Annotated in this window: 21 protein-coding genes; 13 read left to right on the top strand and 8 right to left on the bottom strand. The window is 70.7% G+C overall.

Annotation, left to right across the window (positions count from 1 at the left end; translation table 11 throughout):
* Window positions 1-81 precede the first annotated feature (81 nt).
* Window positions 82-852 carry a viroplasmin family protein gene (locus tag NR798_RS20435; protein ID WP_375773167.1) on the top strand — a complete coding sequence of 257 codons (771 nt, stop codon included), beginning with the start codon at window positions 82-84 and terminating at the stop codon, window positions 850-852.
* A gap of 86 nt (window positions 853-938) precedes the next feature.
* Complete coding sequence (locus NR798_RS20430) at window positions 939-3,155, top strand: WD40 repeat domain-containing protein (protein WP_375773166.1); 2,217 nt, start codon at window positions 939-941, stop codon at window positions 3,153-3,155.
* A gap of 1 nt (window position 3,156) precedes the next feature.
* Here NR798_RS20430 and NR798_RS20425 read toward each other — a convergent pair whose 3' ends face one another.
* From NR798_RS20425 to NR798_RS20410, 4 genes are all read right to left on the bottom strand, one after another.
* A complete protein-coding gene (locus NR798_RS20425; RefSeq protein WP_375773165.1) occupies window positions 3,157-3,534 on the bottom strand; it encodes a hypothetical protein in 378 nt (125 codons plus the stop codon).
* 36 nt (window positions 3,535-3,570) lie between these two features.
* Entirely contained in the window at window positions 3,571-4,596 is a 1,026-nt protein-coding gene (locus tag NR798_RS20420) for a dipeptidase (protein WP_375773164.1), read from the bottom strand.
* A gap of 100 nt (window positions 4,597-4,696) precedes the next feature.
* A complete protein-coding gene (locus NR798_RS20415; RefSeq protein ID WP_375773163.1) occupies window positions 4,697-5,287 on the bottom strand; it encodes a hypothetical protein in 591 nt (196 codons plus the stop codon).
* A 183-nt stretch (window positions 5,288-5,470) separates the two neighbouring features.
* Complete coding sequence (locus NR798_RS20410; protein WP_375773162.1) at window positions 5,471-6,007, bottom strand: hypothetical protein; 537 nt, start codon at window positions 6,005-6,007, stop codon at window positions 5,471-5,473.
* Between the two features lie 74 nt (window positions 6,008-6,081).
* Between NR798_RS20410 and NR798_RS20405 the strand changes: the two genes are divergently transcribed.
* A complete protein-coding gene (locus NR798_RS20405) occupies window positions 6,082-8,079 on the top strand; it encodes an ArnT family glycosyltransferase (RefSeq protein WP_375773161.1) in 1,998 nt (665 codons plus the stop codon).
* 23 nt (window positions 8,080-8,102) lie between these two features.
* On the opposite strand, the gene NR798_RS20400 is transcribed toward NR798_RS20405, so the two are convergent.
* On the bottom strand, window positions 8,103-9,428 hold the full coding sequence (locus tag NR798_RS20400; protein WP_375773160.1) for an MFS transporter: 1,326 nt from the start codon (window positions 9,426-9,428) through the stop codon (window positions 8,103-8,105).
* A 145-nt stretch (window positions 9,429-9,573) separates the two neighbouring features.
* Between NR798_RS20400 and NR798_RS20395 the strand changes: the two genes are divergently transcribed.
* Entirely contained in the window at window positions 9,574-10,464 is an 891-nt protein-coding gene (locus tag NR798_RS20395; RefSeq protein ID WP_375773159.1) for an alpha/beta hydrolase, read from the top strand.
* A 19-nt stretch (window positions 10,465-10,483) separates the two neighbouring features.
* Here NR798_RS20395 and NR798_RS20390 read toward each other — a convergent pair whose 3' ends face one another.
* Window positions 10,484-10,867 carry a hypothetical protein gene (locus NR798_RS20390; RefSeq protein ID WP_375773158.1) on the bottom strand — a complete coding sequence of 128 codons (384 nt, stop codon included), beginning with the start codon at window positions 10,865-10,867 and terminating at the stop codon, window positions 10,484-10,486.
* 100 nt (window positions 10,868-10,967) lie between these two features.
* On the opposite strand from NR798_RS20390, the gene thiS reads away from it, so the two are divergent.
* Genes thiS through NR798_RS20375 form a run of 3 tightly spaced genes read left to right on the top strand, consistent with a single transcriptional unit; the run spans window position 10,968 to window position 12,588 of the window.
* Complete coding sequence (thiS, locus tag NR798_RS20385; RefSeq protein WP_047857213.1) at window positions 10,968-11,168, top strand: sulfur carrier protein ThiS; 201 nt, start codon at window positions 10,968-10,970, stop codon at window positions 11,166-11,168.
* An 11-nt stretch (window positions 11,169-11,179) separates the two neighbouring features.
* On the top strand, window positions 11,180-11,977 hold the full coding sequence (locus tag NR798_RS20380; RefSeq protein ID WP_375773157.1) for a thiazole synthase: 798 nt from the start codon (window positions 11,180-11,182) through the stop codon (window positions 11,975-11,977).
* Window positions 11,978-11,991: 14 nt separating this feature from the next.
* Window positions 11,992-12,588, top strand: coding sequence for a thiamine phosphate synthase (locus NR798_RS20375; RefSeq protein WP_375773796.1), 597 nt, complete (start codon window positions 11,992-11,994; stop codon window positions 12,586-12,588).
* A 316-nt stretch (window positions 12,589-12,904) separates the two neighbouring features.
* On the opposite strand, the gene NR798_RS20370 is transcribed toward NR798_RS20375, so the two are convergent.
* Window positions 12,905-13,816: a glutaminase gene (locus tag NR798_RS20370; RefSeq protein WP_375773156.1), complete on the bottom strand. Its 912-nt coding sequence runs from the start codon at window positions 13,814-13,816 to the stop codon at window positions 12,905-12,907.
* 10 nt (window positions 13,817-13,826) lie between these two features.
* Window positions 13,827-14,408 carry a biotin transporter BioY gene (locus NR798_RS20365; RefSeq protein ID WP_375773155.1) on the bottom strand — a complete coding sequence of 194 codons (582 nt, stop codon included), beginning with the start codon at window positions 14,406-14,408 and terminating at the stop codon, window positions 13,827-13,829.
* Between the two features lie 105 nt (window positions 14,409-14,513).
* Between NR798_RS20365 and NR798_RS20360 the strand changes: the two genes are divergently transcribed.
* The 6 genes from NR798_RS20360 to NR798_RS20335 all read left to right on the top strand — a co-directional run bounded on the left by NR798_RS20360 (window position 14,514) and on the right by NR798_RS20335 (window position 20,859).
* Window positions 14,514-15,953, top strand: a complete 1,440-nt coding sequence (locus NR798_RS20360) for an FAD-binding protein (protein WP_375773154.1) — start codon at window positions 14,514-14,516, stop codon at window positions 15,951-15,953.
* A gap of 165 nt (window positions 15,954-16,118) precedes the next feature.
* Window positions 16,119-16,697 (top strand): hypothetical protein, encoded by a 579-nt coding sequence (locus NR798_RS20355; RefSeq protein ID WP_375773153.1) that lies wholly within the window; start codon window positions 16,119-16,121, stop codon window positions 16,695-16,697.
* A 21-nt stretch (window positions 16,698-16,718) separates the two neighbouring features.
* Window positions 16,719-17,969, top strand: a complete 1,251-nt coding sequence (locus tag NR798_RS20350; protein ID WP_375773152.1) for a c-type cytochrome — start codon at window positions 16,719-16,721, stop codon at window positions 17,967-17,969.
* A gap of 24 nt (window positions 17,970-17,993) precedes the next feature.
* Entirely contained in the window at window positions 17,994-19,007 is a 1,014-nt protein-coding gene (locus tag NR798_RS20345; protein WP_375773151.1) for a hypothetical protein, read from the top strand.
* A complete protein-coding gene (locus NR798_RS20340; RefSeq protein WP_375773150.1) occupies window positions 19,004-19,684 on the top strand; it encodes a DUF4129 domain-containing protein in 681 nt (226 codons plus the stop codon). Before NR798_RS20345 ends, NR798_RS20340 begins: the two co-directional genes overlap by 4 nt.
* Window positions 19,681-20,859, top strand: coding sequence for a DUF4350 domain-containing protein (locus tag NR798_RS20335; RefSeq protein WP_375773149.1), 1,179 nt, complete (start codon window positions 19,681-19,683; stop codon window positions 20,857-20,859). The genes NR798_RS20340 and NR798_RS20335 overlap by 4 nt, the downstream gene beginning before the upstream one ends.
* Window positions 20,860-20,910 lie beyond the last annotated feature (51 nt).

The following is a 20,910-nucleotide window of genomic DNA, read 5'->3' as shown; positions in this document are numbered from 1 at the left end:
CCCCCTACCCGCGGTGCGACCCCAGCCGGAGGCGTTCGCCGTCCTGGCGGGGGGAGGCCGTGACGGCTATAGGGGGGCGCCATGGAGAACCGCCCCACCCTGGTCTTCGCTGATGGTGCATGTTCCGGCAATCCCGGTCCGGGAGGCTGGGGCACCATCATCGTCACGCCCGATGGACAGGTGACGGAGCTCGGCGGCCACGAGCCGGACACCACCAACAACCGGATGGAGCTGACGGCCGTGGGCAAGGCGCTGCGCCACCTGGAGCGGACCCCGGGACCACTGCACATCCACACGGACTCCACCTATGTGATTCAAGGCATCACCCGCTGGGCGTTCGGGTGGAGCCGGCGCGGGTGGAAGACGGCCGAGGGTGGCGAGGTGGCCAATACCCTCTACTGGAAGCGGCTGATGGCACTGGTGGCCCAGCGCAAGGAGGCGTTCCCAGCCGAGGCCGGCGCCCTGGAGTGGAAGTACGTGCGCGGGCATGCGGGCGTGCCGGGCAACGAGCGGGTGGACGAGATCGCCGTCGCCTTCTCCAAGGGCCGGAGCGTGAAGCTCTACGTGGGCCCGCTGACGGGCTACGGGATCGCCATTCACGACGTGCCCGAGGACACCTCCCTGCCCGCGGAGAAGCCCCGTCAGGGAGAGGGCTCCGCCAAGGCCAAGGCGTACTCCTACCTGAGCGAGGTGGGCCGCACCGTGAAGCGCCACGCGACCTGGGCCGCGTGCGAGCGCAGGGTGAAGGGCGTGCCCGGGGCCCGCTTCAAGAAGACGCGCAGCGAGCAGGACGAAGCCAAGGTGCTGGAGGAGTGGGGCTTCAAGGTCCAGGACGTTCAATCCGAGGACTGAAGCCCTCCACCAGGCCGGGCCGCGGCGCGAGGACCTGTCCCTCACGTCCTCCGCGGAGCCCCCACGCTGAACACGAGGACCTCGCCATGAAGCATTCGATGCTGTCCGTGCTGGTGTCCGTCAGCCTGCTCGCCGCCGCGTGCGCCACGACGCGGGCCTCGATGGAGAGCGTGTCCGGAAAGAGCGCGCCCATGCCTCCGCCCGGGGACGTGCCCCGGCCCGAGCTCGTCCCGCAGCTCGGCCACGCCCGCGAAGTCACCGCCGCGGCCTGGAGTCCCCGGGGCGGGCTGCTGGCCTCGGGCGGCCTGGATGGCACCGTGCGGCTCTGGGACGCCTCCACGGGCGCCCTGCTGCGCACCCTCTCCGGCCACTACGGACAGGTGACGTCCCTCTCCTGGAGCCTGGAGGGCGGGAGGCTGGCCTCCAGGAGCCACGATGGGACGGTGCGGCTCTGGGACAGCTCCACCGGTGCCCCGCTGCATGTGCTCGAGGAGCCGGCCACCGACCTCAAGGGCATGGCCTGGAGCCCCACGGGCAAGCTCCTCGCCTCGGTGAGCGACAAGGGCACGGTGCGGCTCTGGGACGTCTCCACCGGCACCCCGCTGCGCACCCTGGAGGCCGTCGTCCTCATTCGAGCGATCTCCTGGAACCCCGAGGGCAAGGTGCTCACCGCGGCGTGCGAGGATGGCTCGCTGCGCTCCTGGGACGTCACCACGGGCGCCCTCCTGCGGACCAGCCCCGGCGATGGCGGGACGGCCTACCAGATGGCGTGGAGCCCCGACGGGAAGGTGCTCGCCGCGGCGGACAAGGAGCAGAACGTCCACCTCCGGGAGGCCGCGACCGGCACGCTCCTGCGGACCCTCTCCGGCCATCCGGGCCAGGTGACGTCCCTCGCCTGGAGCCCCGAGGGCCGGAGGCTCCAGGTGGGCACCGCGGACTTCGACGGCTACCCCATCCGCTACTCCGCCACCCTCTATGAGGCCACCACGGGCGCCGCGTTGCACACCCTCGCCGGGACCGAGTCACTGGCCGCCTGGAGCCCCGATGGCCAGCGCGTGGCCTCGACGGGCAAGAGCTTCTCCATCAATCTCTGGGACACGGCCACCGGCGGCCTCGTGCGCACGCTGCCCGGCCACCCCGTCACCGTCGGAGTCATCGCCTGGCGCCCCGATGGCCAGGTGTTCGCATCCGGAGGCGAGGGGGGCAGAGCCACGCTCTGGGATGCCACCACGGGAGCCCGGCTGCGCGAGCTGCCCACCCGCGACGAGCGCGAGGCGGTGCTGGCCATCGCATGGAGCCCGGATGGGAGCATGATCGCCACGGCGACCGACAGGGGGGTCGTCCAGCTCTGGCATGCCACCCGGGAAGAGCCGCTGCGCTCCTTCGACTCGGACGGCCGCCCCGTCGAGGCGATTGCCTGGAGCCCCGATGGCCGCCAACTGGCCACGCAACGCGGGCTCTCGGCCGTGGATGTCTGGAATCCCTCCACGGGGGCACGGCTGCGGACGATCCCCAAGTCGAGCACGGCTCCCGCCTGGAGCCCGGATGGCCGGGTGCTCGCCACGGGAAAGCTGCTGTGGGACGCCCAGGGCACCTTGCTGTACACGCTCGATGCCCTTCTGCCCTCGCGTCTGTCCTGGAGCCCCGACAGCCGGGTGCTGGCCTTGGACAATCAGCTCTGGGATGCCACCACCGGCACGCTGCTGCACACCCTGCGCGGGTCCTCCAATATACGGGCCCTCGCCTGGAGCCCGGATGGCCGGGTGCTCGCGGTCGAGAGCCACCAGGGCCAGATCAACCTCTGGGACGCCACGACGGGGACGCTCGCGGGCGCCCTCTCCGGGCACGATGACGTGCGACAACTCGCCTGGAACCGTGAGGGCCGCGTGCTGGCCTCACGGGCCTGGGATGGCACGGTGAAGCTCTGGGACCCTGGCACCCGCGCCCTGCTGCGGACCCTCTCGGGCCAGCTGGGCAGCCTCGTCACCCTGGCCTGGAGCCCGGATGGGACGAGGCTGCTCACCGGCAGCCGGGACGGGAGCACGGCCCTGTGGCGGGCGGATGGCACGCTGGAGCGGCTGATGATCTCCCAGCCTGGAGGCGCGTGGCTGGCCTGGCACCCGGCCTCGCTCGTCTACACCGGCTCTCCCGAAGGGGAAGGACTCGCGGCCCTGCGCCTCGACGCGAAGACAGGGCCCGTCTACCCGTTGAGCCATTACCGGGCGGAGCTGCGGCGGGACGCTCTCTCACAACCCGGCGCGCAGCCCCCGTCCCGCCTCGAGCCCAGGCCCGCGAAGCAGTGAGCTACGGCTGACAGGTGACGCGCGTGTCGTCCATGACGCACGTGCCGCACGTCTTCACCTGGACGAGCAACCCCATGCGGCACTCGAGCACGGCCTTGCCGTCGGCCGTGCACAACCCGCGGCCCTCGGCCGACGCCGCGCACGCATCCCCGGCGACGTTGCCCTTCATGTCGCAGTTGATGAGGTCCTCTGACTCGCTGCACCCCGAGGCGCCCCGGCACGGCAGCGTGCGCCATTCCTTGTCCCGGCACTCGAGGGCCTCCTTCTCGGAGGCACAGGTGTAGCCGCCTCCCGAGCACGAGTCGCCGGCCTTGACGCCACAGGCGGACAGCAGGAGGGAGCCGATCATCAACGGGAGGAGGACGCGGGAGTGGTTCATCACGGCGCCGGACGATTCCAGGCGCCGCGAGCCCGGTCAACCCGCGTCACTCCCGAGCGTCTCGCGGAAGTACCTCCGGAAGTTGCCCCCGAGAATGCGCTCCACGAGCGCCTCCGGGTGGCGGCGCAGCAGGGCCTCGGTGAGCTTGGGCAGATCCGTCACGTCGCGGATGCCCTTGGGCAGGGCCACCATGCCGTCGTAGTCCGAGCCGATGCCCACGCCCTCCTCTCCCATCACCCCCAGGGCGTGCTCGATGTGCCGCACGACGTCGTCGATGGCGTCACCGCCCAGGTACACGGGGGCGAGGATGATGCCCACCACCCCACCCCGCTCGGCGATCCGGCGCAGCACCTCGTCCGAGAGGTTGCGCCAGCCGCCGCCCGCACCGCGCACGCCCGTGTGCGAGGAGAAGATGCGTGCGGTGGGATGCGCCAGGATGTCCTCCAGGGTCTGCTCGGAGGCATGGGCCACGTCCACGCTCATGCCCACCCGCGCCATCTCCTCCAGCACCGAATGCCCCAGCGGGGACAGGGGCCGGTTGCCCATCAACGGGAAGGACGAGCCACCCGCCTCGTTGTTGGACAGGTGGGTGAGGCCCATGAAGCGCACGCCCCGCTCGTACAGCTGCGCCACGCGCTCCACCTGGCCCTCGATGGCGTGAGCGCCCTCGATGCCGAGCACGGCCGACAGCCGCCCCTGCGCGAGGTTCTCCTCCAGCGCCCGCCCCGTGATGGTGATGCGCACCTGCCCGTTGGAGCGGCGGCAGAACTCCGCCAGCCGGTCCACCTGCCACACCGCGCGCGTCCACTCGCTCTCCCGGGCCTCGCGGGGCCAGCCGCGCCAGACGGCGAAGGCCTCGAACCCCCCGATGAAGGGAAAGCCGCGGGTGACGATGGTGAAGCACTGCAGCTTCATCCCCACCTCGCGCAGGCGGGGGAAGTCCACGTGTCCCTCCGAGGAGCGCTCGCAGAGATCCCTGTTCCACATCAGCGAGTCCGCGTGCGAGTCCGCGATGCACCAGCGCTGGTGGAGCTCGAGCACGTCGCTCGTCTTGAGAGCCATGGCCGCAGTCTCGGGCTTCCCGTCTTCCGCCACAAGCACGCCGGAAAGACGGCGGCCCCCGCCCGGAGGCGGAGGCCGCGTCCCACCGTGTCATGCGTGACTACTTCTTCTTCTGGCCCGGGTGCTGGGCGCTCAGCTTCTCCACCTCGATGCTCTTGAGCATCATCTTGCCGTTCGGATCCAGCTGGTAGGAGGCGCGGACCTCGTCACCGGCCTTCAGATCCTTCAGGGCCACCGGCTTGTCGTCCTTCATCACCTGGATCTGCTGGTTGGCCTGGAAGCGCATCACCTGGTTGTTCTTGTCCGGGACGATGATCGCGATGGTGTTGGCCGAGGTGGACTGGATGGTGCCCTCCACCTCCTCGGTCTTCACGTTGGCCATGGTGTCGTTCTTGTTCACCGTGCCGCTGCCGCCCGTGGCCTGGTCGTTCTGCTCATCGAGCTGCTTGTGCTGGGCATCGGCCAGCTCGCGCTGCTCCTCCATCAGCTTCTTCTCGGCATCGGTCACATCCTCGCGGCCCTCCTGGCGAGTCTCGGCGACCTCCTTGTTGACGTCCTGGCGCTCCTGCGCCACGTCGCGCTGCGCCTCGGCCACGTCCCGCTGCTCCTCCTGGACCTTGTTACGGTCCTGGCAGCCCACCGTCAGACCGAGCCCCGCCACCGCCATCACCGCCATCATGAGCTTACGCATCGTGCCGCTCCTTTCGTTCCTCACCAGGGGAGGAAGCTCCCCGGCGTGTGGCAGAAAACTGGGGACCTGCATCGCGGGTGCACAGGGCTTGTCGGAGCGGAAAGTCGGCACAGGGGGAGCGGCCCGCAGGAGGAGGGCCCGGTGGGCCGCTTGCTTCCAGCGGGAAGAATTCGAGGTTTTCCCCTACAACCCGGGGCCGATGGAGCCGCCATCGGGGACCGCCGCCTCGCAGAAGGGCGCACCGCCCGAGGCCCAGCGGTCGATGAGGGCGCGCTCGGCCTCGGTGGGCTCGGGGTTCCCCGGAGGCGGCATGGTGCGGAAGACGACGGTGCGCGCGTGGATGCGCGGGGCCATCAGCTTCGCCCCCGCCACCCCGCCGTCGGCCTCGTACATGTCGAGCCGGAAGTCCGGGCGGCCACTGCCCGTCGTGGTGGCGCCGTGGCACGAGGACACGCAGTTGGCCGCGAGGATGGGCTGGATGTCCTGGCACCAGGTGGGCACGGGCCCCGCGTTGGGGTCGGTGGTGCCGGGCCCATCGAGCACCTCGCAGGTGCGCCCCGCGCCCGGACGCGCCGCGACGCAGGTGTAGGGCCGGGGGCAGTCGTACGCGGACTCGCAGGACTTGCCGGAGAAGTCGGGGGCCTCGATGGTGCAGCCGGTGGCCATGACGGCACAGAGGCCCAGGAGACTCTGAAGGAGGCTCTGGTGGATGCGCTTCATAGGAGAGCTACTGAGTACCACGCGGTAATGTTCCCGGCCCTCGCATGCGCCGGCTTCCTCCAGATCTCCTCTGTGTGAGCCTCATCCTCACCACCGCGCTGGTGGCGCTCCTGCCCGGCCTCGATCATCCGGGCATCCACGACTGGGATGAGGCCGTCCACCTCGCCGTCTCACGCGGACTGATGGACACGCCGCTGCGGCCCCACGTCTACGCCGAGCCCTTCCACCGCCCGGCCCTCGACGATTGGCTCAACGGCGGCCTCTGGCTCCACAAGCCGCCCGGCTCCATGTGGTTCGCGGCGCTCGGCATGAGCCTCGTGGGGGTGGGCACGGGCGTGGCCCGCTTCGGCTCCGTGCTCGGCATGATGGCCGCCGCGCTGGGCGTCTTCTTCCTCATGCGCGAGGCCGCCGGACGCTTCTGGTCCACGCTCGCCGCCTGCACCCTGCTCGCCCTGCCCTTCACCTACGAGCTCGTCCAGGGCTTCATGTTCGGCGACATGACCGACACCACGCTCGCGGGCTGCCTCGCGCTGGCCATGGTGCTGCTCGTCACGTCCATCCGGCGCGACTCGCTCCCGCTCGCGGCCCTCGCAGGCGCCGCCGTGGGGCTCGGCTGTCTGTGCAAGAGCATGCTCGCGCTGACCCCGGCGGGCGTGGCGGGCGTGCTCGCCGCAGGCCGGCTGCTCGGGCTCACTCCCGGCCCGAGGCCTCGCCAGCTCGCGCTCCTCCTCGTGTGCGCGGCCGCCGTGGCGCTCCCGTGGACGCTCTACGCACGGCACACGTACCCCGAGCTCTGGGCCAGTGAGGCGCACGTCACCCGGAGCCACCTGTTCGAGGACGAGGCGCGCGAGAACCCTTCCATCGTCATGTGGATCCGTCCGGTGGATGCGATCTTCAATGAGATCCACCTGCGCACCCTGGAGCCCTTCCCGGAGGTGCTGCCGCTGCTGGCCGGGCTCTGGCTCCTCTACCGTGCGCTGCGCACCCGCGAGCTCGAGACCACCGCGGTGGCGCTGTGGCTGTGGCCCACCTGGCTCGTCCTCTCGTTCGCGGCGGCGAAGGTCCCGGCTACCAGCTGGGGTGCGGTGACGGCGGTGTTCTGCGCGCTGGCCCTGCTCCTGCGCGACAGCTTCCGGCGCCCGGTGCTCGCGGCGGCCGTGGTGGGCGCGCTCTCCACCCCGTTCCTCCTCCCGAAGCTGGCCTTCCTCGCATCGCTCCGGACCCGGCTGCCGGAAGCGCTCGTCCAGACCCGGCACGCCCCCGGGCTGTTCGAGGGCCTCTGCCTCGCGCTCGCGCTGGCGCTCCTCGTGGGGCTGCTGATGCGCGTTCCCCGCGCGCGCCGGCCCCTCACGCTCGGCCTGGGGTTCGCGTGTGCCGCGCTCTCGCTCTACTTCCTCGCCCCGCGCACCGCGCTCGCGCACCTGGAGATGCGGGGAGCCAAACGCGACCTGGGCGAGCGCACGAACACCAAGGAAGCGGGGCTCGCCGCGGCGAAGGTGCTCCCGGACAAGGCGCTCGTCTGGCTGCGCCTGGAGGCGGACGCACCGGAGCAGTTCGAGCACCTGAACTTCATGTTCTGGAGCGGCCGCATGGCGCACAAGGGCGACCCCTGGCTGGAGTGGGGCCAGGCCGAGGGTTACCGGCACTACCTGGCCTCGCCCGCCGCCGAGCCCTTCGTGCCGCTGGAGGTACCGGCCGGCTCGGCGCTGCGCCTGTACGATCTCTCCAGGCCCGCGCCCCCGCCGGAGCTGCCGCCGGGAGTGCAGCGCCTGGAGGTGCCCACCGGCAACGCCGTGGTGAAGGGCGTGGCATTCGTCCGCACCGGCTACGCGCGAGACCGGTGGGCCTTCTTCGTCTCACCGCGCGGCGAGCCGGAGCCGCTGCGCGTCACGTTCCACCTCGGGGGCGGGCGGCGCCAGGAGGTCACCCTCTCACCCGAGGCCGCGCTGCGCCCCCGGACGGCCTTGAAGGACGCGGCGTGGTTCATCATCCCCGCGCTGGGCCCGCGCGCGGCCCAGGTGGAGGCCATCGAGCTGCCCGGGGCGCCTCCCATCCCGCTCGCACGCGGCTGAGGGGCCTCGGACAGTGCGCGGCGCTACGAGGCGCTCAGCGGGGCGAACCGCGTGCGGCCCGCGCTCAGCAGATAGAGCGCCACGAGCAACCCGATCCCCCCCACCGCCGCCACGTAATGGGCGGGTGCCAGGGGCGCCTCCTTCATCATCAGCGTGACGGCCAGGGGCGTCAGGCCGCCGAAGATGGCGTAGGCCACGTTGTACGAGAACGAGAGCCCCGAGAAGCGCACCGCCGCGGGGAAGGAGCGCACCATGATCGTGGGCACCACGCCCACCACGCCGACACAGAACCCCGCCAGCGCGTACAGCGGGACGAGGTGCTCCGGAGCCGCGCCCACGCCGCGATAGAGCATGTACGTCGTCACCGGCAGGGCGAGGCTCCCGATTCCCAGGATCCATCCAGCGCCGAAGCGATCCGCGAGCAGGCCGTAGACGACGCAGCCCACGGTGAGGCTCAGCGTGGCCACGCTGTTGGCCTCCAGCGCCCGGGCCGGGGGGATGCCGTAGAGCTTCTGCACCAGCGTCGGCGTCATGAGGATCACCACCACGATGCCGGCGGTGAGCACCCAGGTGAGCAGCATCGACACCGCCACCGACACGCCGTGGCCGCGCAGCACGGCCTTGAGCGGCAGCTCCTGCACCAGGGCCTTGCGCTGGCGCATCTCCTCGAACACCGGCGTCTCCGCCAGCCAGCGGCGCAGGAACACGGCGAAGAAGCCGAACACGCCTCCCACCAGGAAGGGCAGCCGCCAGGCGAAGGCCTGCACCTGCTCGGGGGTGTAGAGCTTGTTGACCGCCGTGGCCACCAGCGAGCCGATCAGGATGCCGAACGTGAGGCCCGAGGTGAGCGTGCCGCAGGCGAAGCCGACGCGGTGCTCCGGCACGTGCTCGGAGACGAACACCCAGGCGCCCGGCACCTCACCGCCCACCGCCGCGCCCTGCATCATGCGCAGCGCCAGCAGGGCCAGCGGCGCCGCGTAACCAGCGGTGGCGTAGGTGGGCAGGCTGCCGATCAGCAGCGTCGGCACCGCCATCATGAACACGCTCAGCGCGAACATGCGCTTGCGGCCACTGCGATCGCCGAAGTGCGCCATCACGATGCCGCCCAGCGGGCGCGCCAGGTAGCCGGCCGCGAACAGGCCGAACGACTGCAGCTGTCGCAACCAGTCCGGCGTGTCGGGCGGGAAGAAGAGCTGCCCGATCACCGTGGTGAAGAACACGAAGATGATGAAGTCGTAGAACTCGAGCGCGCCGCCCAGCGCCGCCAGGCCGAGCGTCTTGGCATCCTGGAGGGTGAGCGGGCGCTGCGCGGACGGCTGGGAGGTCTCGTGGGGAGCGGAGGCCGGCATGGGGGGAGGAATCAGAGCGTGAGAACCCCGGGCCGGGCAATGATTTCAACCGTTTGCCCAAATGACGCGCCCGCACGCAACTCCCAGGGGGGCATGCACGACAATGTGTGCAAGCAACCGACTTCAACCCCTAAGGTGGCCTGCCATGTCGACGCGCATCTCTTCCCAGCCGAGCACTGCTTCCACGGTCCGCACGAGCCGGGCGAACGAGGTGAGCGTGTCGAAGGAGTCGCGCTTCTCCAACGACTTCCAGCAGTGGCTGCACGAGAACGGCTACGGCAAGTACGACTTCGCCAAGGGCAACGTGCCGGCGTTCGGCGGCAAGTCCACGCCGGGCGAGAAGGTGACGCAGGAGCCCGTCATCTTCATCCACGGCAACTCGGACAGCGCCGCGGGGTGGAAGAACTCCATCGAGTCCTTCGCGAAGCAGGGCTACAAGCCCTCGGAGATGTACGCGATGACGTGGGGCCCGGCCAACCCGATGAAGGCCTCGCAGCAGCACCACTCGGAGAAGAACCTGGAGGAGGTGCGCGCGTTCATCCAGGCGGTGAAGGAGTACACGGGCGCCGAGAAGGTGGACGTCATCGGCCACTCCATGGGCGTGACGCTGGCGCGCAAGGCCATCCAGGGCGGTGACGGGTTCGATCCCTACACGCGCAAGAACTTCGACCTCGGCAAGCCGCTGACGAACAACGTGGACACCTTCGTGGGCATCGCGGGCGCCAACCGCGGGCTGGCCTCGGCGCTGTTCACGGGGGACCTGGTGCCCACGACGAACCGCACCAGCGGACTGCACCCGTCCTCGACGTTCCTCAAGGACATCAACGCGGTGAACCACGACGAGGGCGCGCACGTGTACAGCATCTGGTCCAACGTGGACGAGCTGGTGGGCGTGGGACTCGCGGGCGGCACCTCGCCCATCCCCGGGCAGGACGGGCAGAAGGTGTACGGCACGTTCCCCTTCGGGCACATGGGGCTGAAGAACCTGACGGCCGAGACGCAGCTCGCGATGATCCGCGAGCACCAGGTCCGCTGATCGCCCCCTCCGAGGTGGCTCAGAAGTGGAAGGTGAGGCTGGCCTTCTCCGCCGCGGGCTCCGGGAGGAGCTCCAGCACCAGTCCATAGACGACGGTCACCCCCGCCACTGCGTAGAGCAGGTTGGCGGTGGCGGCGTTGGCGCGGGCCCGCTCGAGCGCGGCGCCAGAGTCGCGCGCCGAGGAGAGGGTCCGGGCGCGGTTTGACTCGCCCTGGGCGAGGTAGCCGAACGCGGCGCCCCCGAGGAGCAGCGCCCCCCCGGCGACGAAGGCATACCGGTGGCCCTGGAGGCCGGCCGCCCGCGCGGGAGCATCCGCGGCGCGGGAGGGCTCGGCGGCGGCGGCCGGAAGCCCCAGCGTCAGCACCAGGGCACAGGCCACGCGCCTGCTTCGGACGGTGAACATGCCCATGAGTATAGCCAGGGGTGACGGCCGGGGTGCGCGTTGACAGGCGGGGGGCGCGCCTGTAGTGCGTCGGGCGCCAGCAGCGCAGGAGCATCGAGCCGTGACGATCTGGATCAACGGACAGGCACGAGAAGTCCCCGAGGGAATGACCCTGGCGGCGCTGCTCGCCTCGTTGGAGGTGGGTGGGCCCGGGGTGGCGGTGGAGGTGAACGCGGAGGTGGTCCGCCGCGCGCGCCACCCCGAGTACCAGCTGTCGCCGCAGGATCGCGTGGAGATCGTCACCTTCGTCGGTGGCGGATAGAGGAGCGAGCAATGAGCGTTCAGGACAAACCCGTGCAGGACAAGCCCCTGGTCATCGCGGGAGTCACCTTCCAGTCGCGCCTCATCGTGGGCACGGGGAAGTACCCCAGCCACGAGGTGATGAAGCGCTGCCACGAGGCCTCGGGCGCGGAGATGGTGACGGTGGCGGTGCGGCGGTTGGATTTGTCGGCGAAGGGCGAGGCCTCGCTGATGAGCTGGATCGACCGCTCGCGGATGCGGCTGCTGCCCAACACGGCGCTCTGCTACACGGCGGATGACGCGGTGCGCACGTGCCGGCTCGCCGAGGAGCTGGGCATGAGCAAGTGGGTGAAGCTGGAGGTGCTGGGCGACGAGAAGACGCTCTACCCGGATGTGGAGGAGACGCTGAAGGCGGCGCGCATCCTGGTGAAGGAGGGCTTCACGGTGCTGCCCTACACCTCGGATGATCCGATTACGGCGCGCAAGCTGGAGGACGCGGGGTGCGCGGCGGTGATGCCGCTGGCGGCGCCGATTGGCTCGGGGCTGGGCATCCGCAACCCGCACAACATCCGCCTCATCCGTGAGACTGTGAAGGTGCCGGTCATCGTGGACGCGGGCGTGGGCACGGCGTCGGACGCGGCCATCGCCATGGAGCTGGGCGTGGACGCGGTGCTGATGAACACGGCCATCGCGGGCGCGAAGGATCCGGTGCGCATGGCGCGCGCCATGAAGCTGGCGATTGAAGCGGGCCGCGAGGCCTTCCTGTCGGGCCGGATTCCGCGCAAGGCGTACGCCTCGGCGTCCAGCCCGATCGAAGGGCTCGTCGAGTAGTGACGCCGCGGGTGATGGTCATCACCGACTGGCGCCTGCCCCGGGAGCGGCTGTTGGCCGCGCTGGAGCGGGCGCTGGAGGTGGGGCCCCAGGTGGCCGTGCAGCACCGTCACCCGGAGGCCCCCACGCGCCAGTTCCTCGAGGAGGCCCGGTTGCTGGCCGGGCTGTGCCGGGCGCGAGGCAATCCCCTCTTCGTCAATGGCCGGTTGGACGTGGCGCTGCTGGTGGGCGCGCACCTGCACCTGCCCGCGGCGGGCCTGACGCCGGAGGACGTGCGCCCGCACCTGCCCCCGGGGCGACTGGTGAGCGTGGCGGTGCATGACGAGCAGGAAGCGCGCAGGGCCGAGGGCGCGGACCTGGCGCTGGTGAGCCCGGTGTTCCCACCGGGCTCGAAGCCGGAGGACACGCGGCCCACGCTGGGGCCCGAGGGCTTCCGGAAGCTGGCGGCGGTGCTCCCCTGCCCCGCCCTCGCACTCGGAGGCCTCACGCCGGAGCGGGCCTCGCTGCTGGCCGGAGGGGCGGGGTTCGCGGTCATCTCGGCGGTGCTGGAGGCCGAGGATCCTGCGGCAGCCGCCAGGGCTCTGTGCGGCCCCGGCTCACCGTCCCGCTAAGCCATCGGAACAAAGTCCTTTCAGGGGTGGGTGTGTCCGCACCGGACACGCCAGTCACGCCCTCGAGTTCTGTCCGCCTCCCGGGCGCGCTCTTCACGAACTTGTCCAACTGTTGGACAAGTTCTGCGACACCGTCCCCGGAGCCCTCCCCCCCTGCTCTCCAAGCCATCGGAACCAGGTTCTTTCAGGAGTGCTCTTGCAACAAAGAGCGGGGCACCTTCCGGCCGCGCGGCGTGCCGACTGGTCCGACAGTAGGACCAGTTGCTCCTGCTCGCGGCCAGAACCTCCCCCCCTGACAGGACTTACTTCCACTGGCTTAGAAGATGGAGAGCCCTGTGCGGGTAGTGAAGAGATCCAGCGCGGCGAGCCCAGCCAAGGAGTTTCCCTGGGGGTCCAGGCCTGGGCTCCAGGTGGCGAGCGCCATGCGGTTGGGGATGATGGCGAGGATGCCGCCGCCCACGCCGCTCTTGCAGGGCAGGCCCACGCGGTAGGCGAACTCGCCGGCGGCGTCGTAGGTGCCGCAGGTGAGCATGATGGCGTTGATCTGCTTGGCCTGACTGCGGGTGAGCAGGCGCCGGCCGTCGGGACAAAGACCATGGTTGGCCAGGAACAGGCCGGCGCGAGCCAACTGCCGGCAGTTCATGCGGATGGCGCACTGCCGGAAGTAGTGACGCAGCACCTTGTCGACGGGGTTGTGGAAGTTGCCGAACGACTTCATGAAGTGGGCCAGGGCGGCGTTGCGGTCCCGGTGCTGCCACTCCGACTCTGCGATGTCCTCGTCGACGGCCACCTGCTCCGGGCCGGCCTGGGCCTGCAGGAAGGCGAGCACCGTGCCGCAGGCGTCGCCGGTGAGCGACAGCAGGGCGTCGGTGACGACCAGGGCCCCGGCGTTGATGAAGGGGTTGCGCGGCAGGCCGCGCTCGTACTCGAGCTGGACCAGGGAGTTGAAGGGGTTGCCGGAGGGCTCCTTTCCCACGCGCCGCCAGAGCGCCTCGCCCAGGTGTGGCAGGGTGAGGGCCAGGGCGAAGACCTTGGAGATGCTCTGGATGGAGAAGCTCTCCAGGTCGTCGCCGGTGCCGCACAGCCCACCGTCCAGGGCGGCCAGGGCCAGGCCGAAGCGCGAGGGGTCTGCCCGGGCCAGCAACGGGATGTAATCCGCCACGCGGCCTTGTCCCAGCAGGGGCTGGACTTCAGCCGCGAGCTCGGCCAGCAGGTTGGGGTAGTGCATGCTCATACCTTCATGGCTCGCGAGGCCGGATGAGCCTCCAAGTGAGGGGCATCCACAGGCCAGCGATGGTTGCCTTGAGCAACCCACCGGGGAGGAAGGGCAGGAAGCCCTTGTGCAGGGCCGTGGAGAGGTCGAGCGGCACCGCCACGCAGAGCCAGGGCACGCCGATGGCCAGGATGACGAGCTGGCCAGCGAGGAAGAGCGGGACCGCCTTCCACACCACCCTATCGAAGCCGTGCCGCGCCGCGAGGCCCATGAAGAAGGCCGCGGGGATGAAGCCCACCAGGTAGCCGCCGGTCGGCCCGAGCACCTGTGCCCAACCGCTGGCCCCCTTGGAATAAAACGGCAGTCCCACCGCCCCGAGCAGGACGTAGGCGAGCTGTCCGGCCATGCCACGCACAGGCCCGAGCGCGGCGGCCGTGAGGACGACCGCGAGCGTCTGGCCCGTGATAGGCACCGGGGAGCCCGGCACCGCGATGGCGACCTGCGCGAGCAACGCGGTGAACAGCGCGGCGCCAAGCACGAGCGCCCCATCATGGACGCGCGTGCGTGCGAAGACGTCGGCCAGGACGAGAGGTGGACGTGTAGACACGAACCGATGCTCAGCGAGGACGAGCTCCGATGCAAGACGTCACCGGGCCCCCATTCGCCCTATGCTCGCTGGCGTCACGAAACGTAGCGGGGATGGGAACCAATCATGCGCACGACCACGACCGATCTTCGGGCCATGGGAGGCCTCTACGAAGCCACCGCCAGCGTGCGCGAGCCGGCCACGCCCGAGGAGCTCGCGGCCCTGTTCCAGGACGCGGTGGCGCGGCGCCGGCGCCTCACGCTGATCGGAGCCCAGCGCTCCTTCGGCGAACACTTCCTCCCGCCCGGGGACGCGGAAGGCGTCTCCACGGCCCGGCTCTCCGGCACGACGCGCCTGCTCTCCACCGAGGCGGATGGCGCCATCTGGGTACGCGCGCCGGGCAGCCTGACCTTCGAGGCGCTGCACCGCGAGTATCCCCACCACCTGCCGTGTCATCCCCCGACGGGCGATCGCATCTCCCTGGCGGGCGCGCTGGTGGCGTGCGCCCACAATGCCGTGGGCTTCTTCGCCGAGGAGGTTCGCGCGTTTCGCCTGATGACGCCGGATGGCGCGGTCCACGAGTGTCACGCCGCGGCGCCCGGGCTCGCCGGAGAGCTGTTCCGGTTGGTGCCAGGCTCGTTCGGGGCCCTGGGAGTGATCCTGGACCTCGAGCTGCGCTTGTTCCAGGTGCGGGAGCGGCAGCGGGCGGAGATCACCGTCCTCGAACACGGCCCGACCCGGGGGTACGCGGCCCTGGAGCGACTCGAAACCATTTACCGCTCGGGAGAGTACCCGCTGGGCCGGGGGCTGTTCTTCTTCGGACGCCGGGGGAAGAGTGTGTTGCTCGGCGACCGCATCGTGGTGCCCGAGCCCCATCACAAGGCTGCGCTGCTGCCGCTGACCGACGACGCCACCCGGCGGAACATCGTGGCGCAAGGCCTCGCCAACCGGGTGCCCGGGCTCGTGAGCCCGTTGCAGGGGCTCGTGCTCAGGCGGGGCCGGCGTTTTCACGCGGGGCTCTACGGCTTCACGTTCTTTCAGCGCAGCTATGATCGCGCGTACGACTATCTCGCTTCACCCGCGGTGCTCCCGCGCGTGCTGCGCGCCCTGGGAATCGATCCCCGGTTGACGGTGTGTCACCAGACGTTCGCGGTGCCCGTGGAGCAGCGGCAGTCGTTCCTGGACCTGTATTTCGACGTGTTCGATGCGTACCCGGAGCTCGAGGCGCGGCTCGAGCAGCAGGATCTGATCCGGCTGCCGGAATGCGCCTGGCCCCTGCACGCGGCCCACGGCATGCCCGGAGGCGCGTACTTGTTCAGCGTGAGCATGAGCGTGCGGCGAGGACAGTCCCACGAGGCCCGGGCGCGCACCTTCCTGGGCGAGGTGAGCCGGCGATCCTTCGAGGAACATGGCGTCAAGGTCATGCTCCTCAAGCAGGCCCACTGCGAGCCGGCGTTGCTGCGCCGCATGCATGCGCCGTTCATCGAGACCCTGAGCGCCTTGAAGCAGCGCGTGGATCCCCACCGGGTGCTGACCTCCCGGATGCTCGACGCGCTCGGGCTGTGAGCGGCTCGCAAGAGGCGGAGGAGGCGAAAGCTGAAGCTCGAGCGTCTCGACCACCGCGCGTTCGACAACGGTGTCCTCTTCGTGCGCTATAGGGCCCTCAGCTGAGGCCGGCCTCGGGCGGCAGGGGCGATTCCAGCAGCAAGGAGCGCCTGCTAGACTTGGGGGATGCTTTCCCGCGCGCTCGTCTTGGCCGTGCTGTTCGCCTCGGCCCTCTGGCCGTTGCATGCACTGGCCTGCAGCAACTCGATGGACTCCAGCGCTGTCTTCACCTCGAACACCGTCTGGATCGACTTGATTCTCTGGACCCTGGGCGCGGTGTTCTTGAACCGCGTGGTCATCGCGAACGTGTGGGGCCCCGCCACCGCGTCGCCTGCCGGATCGTCACGGGCCCGCCGGTTCTTCTTCCTGCTCGTCGGCGCGTGTCTGGTCCTGCTGTTGGCCACGGTCTCCGCCGGTGGTCCCCTCCTCAACCTCAGCGCGAAGGCCATGTCCGCGTGTTTGACGAACGGCTTCATGCTCTGGGTGTTGCTGGCCAGTCCCGCGGTGGTCTTCGTCCTGCAGGCCGTGCTCTTCCAGAAGTGGAGCCAGAAGTTGTTTGGCGACGATAGGACGGTCGCCCTCGCGACGCTGGTGTTCACGTCGGTGGTTCTGTCGGGAGGGGTCGATCTGGCCCGTGAGTGGGTGGTTCTCCCCGAACTCTGTGAGTCCTCGGGCATCGTCTTCGGAGACGACGCGTACGACTGAGCCGCCTCCGGAAGCTCCCTCATGGCCTCTCGCTCCCTCTCGCTCGCCTACCTGGCCGGCACCGCGCTTCTGCTGGCGACGGCCAGTGGCGGCTTCGTGCTGGCCCGCGATGCCGATGTGCTGGCCCTGCGCCTGCCCACGAGGGTCCTCGCGCCCACGAAGCGCTCGCTCGAGGGGCCGCGGGACGCCGTGGAGCACTTCCAGTGCAATCGGTGCCACGTGGTGCCCGGCATCGAGCCGGCGTCGGCGCGGCTGAGCGAGAACTGTGTCACCTGTCACCAGGCCATCACCGCCGGGCGGCTCGATCTCTGGTATCAGGAGGCGCACGTCGAGCAGTGGAAGCAGCACCTCACGCACCTGGTGCGGACCCCGGACCTCGGCTCGCTCGGCCAGCGGGTCAAGCGGAGCTGGCTCATCGGTTGGCTCCAGGCGCCGCATGCGGTGAGGCCCCTCTATGGGGCCACCATGCCCAAGCTGAAGATCGGTCCGCGGGAGGCCGCGCTCATCGCCGACTTCTTCGCGGTGACCGAGGAGGAGTCCGGGGAGCCCCCGCGAGGTGATGCGGTGGCCGGGCGAGCGCTCTACGAGCGGAGCCAGTGCGCGAGCTGTCACTACCGCGGAGACGCTCCGCTCGCGGCCCTGCGCTACGGTGCTCCGGAGTTCCGCGGCCCCTCGGCCCGGAGGCGAGCCCCGGATCTGCGGTATGTGCGCAGCCGCATGTCACTCTCGCAGCTGCGGAGCTGGCTGGCCGAGCCGCAACGGCTCCTCCCCGACACCGAGATGCCCTCCTTTCCATTCACTCCGAAGGAGGTGGAGGATCTGGTGGCCTTCCTGAGTGAGCCGCTGCCCGAGCCTGTTGCCGTGCCGCGTCCCGCATACAAGCCTCGGCTGCTCGAGCGCGAGGTGCATTACCCGGAGGTCGCGCAGAAGCTCTCGCGCCACCTCTGCTTTCACTGCCACTCCGACAGGAACCGGCCGGGTGACCAAGGTCCAGGCAACACAGGCGGGTTTGGCTACAACGGCGTCTTGCTCGATCTCGCCACGCGAGAGGGCATCCTCCGGGGCGTCAAGCGCGATGGGCAGTTCCGCGGGTTCCCGGATCGGCTGGAGGACGGGACGCCCCGGCTGATCGCCAGCCTCCTCGCCCGTCACGCCGAGCTGGACGGGCACTATGACTCGGCGGTGATGGGCATGCCCCTGGGCTTCCCGTCCATTCCCGACGAGGAGATCGATCTGATCCATACATGGATCGAGCAGGGCGCCCCCGAGTAGACGGGCGTGTGTATGCTGGGGCCCGTGAGCCCTCCCCCCTCGGATCTGCGTCCCCTGGCGCTCGGTGAGATCATCGATCGCGCGGCCACCTTCTGGCGCAAGCACTTCAAGACGCTCTTCCTGTTGAGCCTCGGCTTCAACCTGGTCTCGTACATCCTGACCAAGGGCCTGCAGTTGGCGGCGCAGCGCAGCTACGGGGCGATCCTGACGGCACTGCGGGGCCAGGATCTGTCGGCCCTGGCGAGCGAATACGGCCGCTTCCTGCCGATGTTGGTGGCGATCCTCGGAATCTCCTACTGGGTCTACTCCCTGAACACCCTGGCGGTGGCCCGGTACGTGGTGCCCACGCAGCTGGGGGAGTCGGCGAGCCCGGCGGACGGAATGCAGCGCGTGCTGAAAAAGGCGGGCACGTTCACCGGTGCGTACCTGCTGTCCCTGCTCTGGGCGGTGGGCGCCATGCTGCTGATGATGCTGCCCGGCGCGCTGCTGACCGGGGCAGGCGGGCTGATCGTGGTGCGCACGGAAGGCGCCGTCTCGGGCGCACGGGTGCTCGGATGGATCCTGGTGGCCGTGGGGCCCATCCTCATGGCGCTCGGGCTGCTGGGCGGACTGCTCTGGTACCTGCTGCGCTTCTCGCTGCTGGCGCCGGTGCTCGCCATGGAGGAGCTCCCGGTGGTGCGCTCCTTCCGGCGCTCGGGGGCCCTGCTCTCGGGGAGGGTGGCACCGGGCTTCACCGGGCGCGTCACGGTGCGGGCGATGCTCCTCGTCACCGTGGTGTCGCTCATCCTGCTCGCCGTGAGCATCCTGTGCGGGCTGCCCGCGATGCTCGTCCAGCTCACCCATGGCAACCCGCTGGATCCAGCGGCCGCGGCGGCCAACCCCGTACCCCAGTCACTCCTCGTGCCCGCGGAGCTGCTGCAGGTGGTGGGACAGGCGGTGTTCAACCCGCTGGGGATCGTCGTCTACGCCATGCTCTACCTGGACATGCGCGTGCGCCGGGAGGGGTTGGATCTCGAGAGGCGCCTGGAGGCCCGATGAAGTCCGGGCTGCTGCTGCTCTGGCTCATGGCCGTGCCCCCCGTCCAGGAGCCCCCGCCCCGGACGACGGACCCGGCCCTGCTCCAGGAGATCCTCTCGCGGCCCGAGTTCGCCCACGCGAGGGAACGCCAGGGTGACGTGCTCCAGCGGCTGGTGCGGGAGCTGACGGCCCTGCTGGAGCGGCTGCTGCAGACGCGGGAGGCGCAGGGCTTCGCGACGGGCACGCGGACGCTGGTGCTGGCCCTGGGCTTCGGGGTGGTGCTCTTCGCGGTGCTGCGCCTGCGCCGTTGGCGGCGAGGCCCGGCGCGGCGTGGAGGGGAAGCGGAGACGGGCCCGGTGGCCCTGGAGCTCGACTCCCCGGGTGAGCACCTGGCGCGGGCGAGGGCGGCGCTGGGAGCCCGGCCGCGAGAGGCCATCCGCGAGGGGCTGCTGGCCCTGCTGTCCTCGCTGGAGGCAAAGCGGCTGGCGCGGCCGGACCGCGTGAAGACGAACCGCGAGCTGGTGGGCGAGCTGCCCGGGCGGGGCGCCTCCGCGCAACTCACGGGCGAGGTGGAGCGGCTGGTGCGCTGGTACGACCGGGCCTTCTACTCGCTCGAGCCGGTGCCGCCGGAGGACGCGGCGCGCTTCGTGGACGAGGTGGAGCGGCTGCACCAGGGGCTGGCCGGAGCGGTGGCATGAAGGGCGCGCGGACGGCCGTCATCTACGGCGTACTGGTGGCGCTGGCGTTGGGGCTGGGGCTCGCGGTGAACCAGTCCCCTCCCCCGCCGCGGGTGCCCTCGGTGGACAACCCGGGCCCCCTCGGTCTGCGAGCGCTGTACCTGTATCTCCAGGAGTCGGGCGCACCAGTGTCGGCGCTGCGGGAGGCGCTCGACGGGCCGGGGCTCTCCGAGGGCGTGCGGACGGTGGTGGTGGCGGCGCCCTCGGGACGGCCGGTGACGGAGGGCGAGGCCGAGGCGCTGCGCGGCTGGGTCTCCCGGGGCGGGACGCTCGTCTACTTGGTGTCGAGGAACGCGAAGACGCGGCAGCCGCACCTGGACGAGTGGCTGCGGATCTCCGAGGGCCCGATGCTGGAGCCCCACACGGAGGGCCTGCCGCCCGGGGAGCGGGATCTCACGGGGACGACGGTGCGCGTCTGGAAGCCGGAGGGCGCGGCGCGGGGGCTGGAGCGGCTGCGCGTGTCGCTGGACCGGGGCATCACGGTGGGAGGGCCGGAGGCGGAGCCGCTCGCCGGGACGAAGGACGCGACGGTGCTGTGGCGGATGCCGGAGGGACGCGGCGAGGTGTACGTGCTGGCGGGAGCGGACCTGGCGGAGAACCGGCGGCTGGAGCTGCTGGACAACCTGCGCTTCTGGGATGCGCTGGCGTCGCGCGGGCCGCTCGCCTTCGACGAGTACCACCACGGCGCGGCACCGAAGCAGGAGCCGCCGTCGGCGCGGGGCCTGTGGATCTTCGTGGCGCAGGGCCTGCTGGTGGGGCTCGTCTACGCGGTGTCGCGCGGGACGCGCTTCGGACCGCCCCGGCCGCTGGTGGTGGAGAAGCACCGCTCGGCGCTCGAGTACGTGCGCTCGCTGGGCTGGCTGGCGCGGCGCTCGAAGGTGGAGCGCGAGCTGTTGCCCGAGCTGGCGCGGCAACTGCGGCGGCGGATGCACGAGCGGCTGGGCATCCCGCTCACCCTGCCGGAGGACGAGGCGGCGCGGATGCTGGAGCAGACGTGCGGGCTGCCGGCGGCGGACTACCTGGCGGCGAGGGAGGACCTGGTGCGCACGCTGGAGCAGCGCGACATCCGCCCCTCGGACTACGCCCGGCTGGCGCGCCACTACGCGCGCCTTGAGAACATCGTCACGGGCCGCTGAGAGCGGGGGGGGAGGGTCGTCGCCGACGGAAGACCCTCACCCTGACCCTCT

The sequence above is a fragment of the Archangium gephyra genome (genome assembly GCF_042230915.1).
Taxonomy (GTDB): domain Bacteria; phylum Myxococcota; class Myxococcia; order Myxococcales; family Myxococcaceae; genus Archangium; species Archangium gephyra_B.
This window is presented reverse-complemented; position numbering and strand designations above follow the sequence as displayed.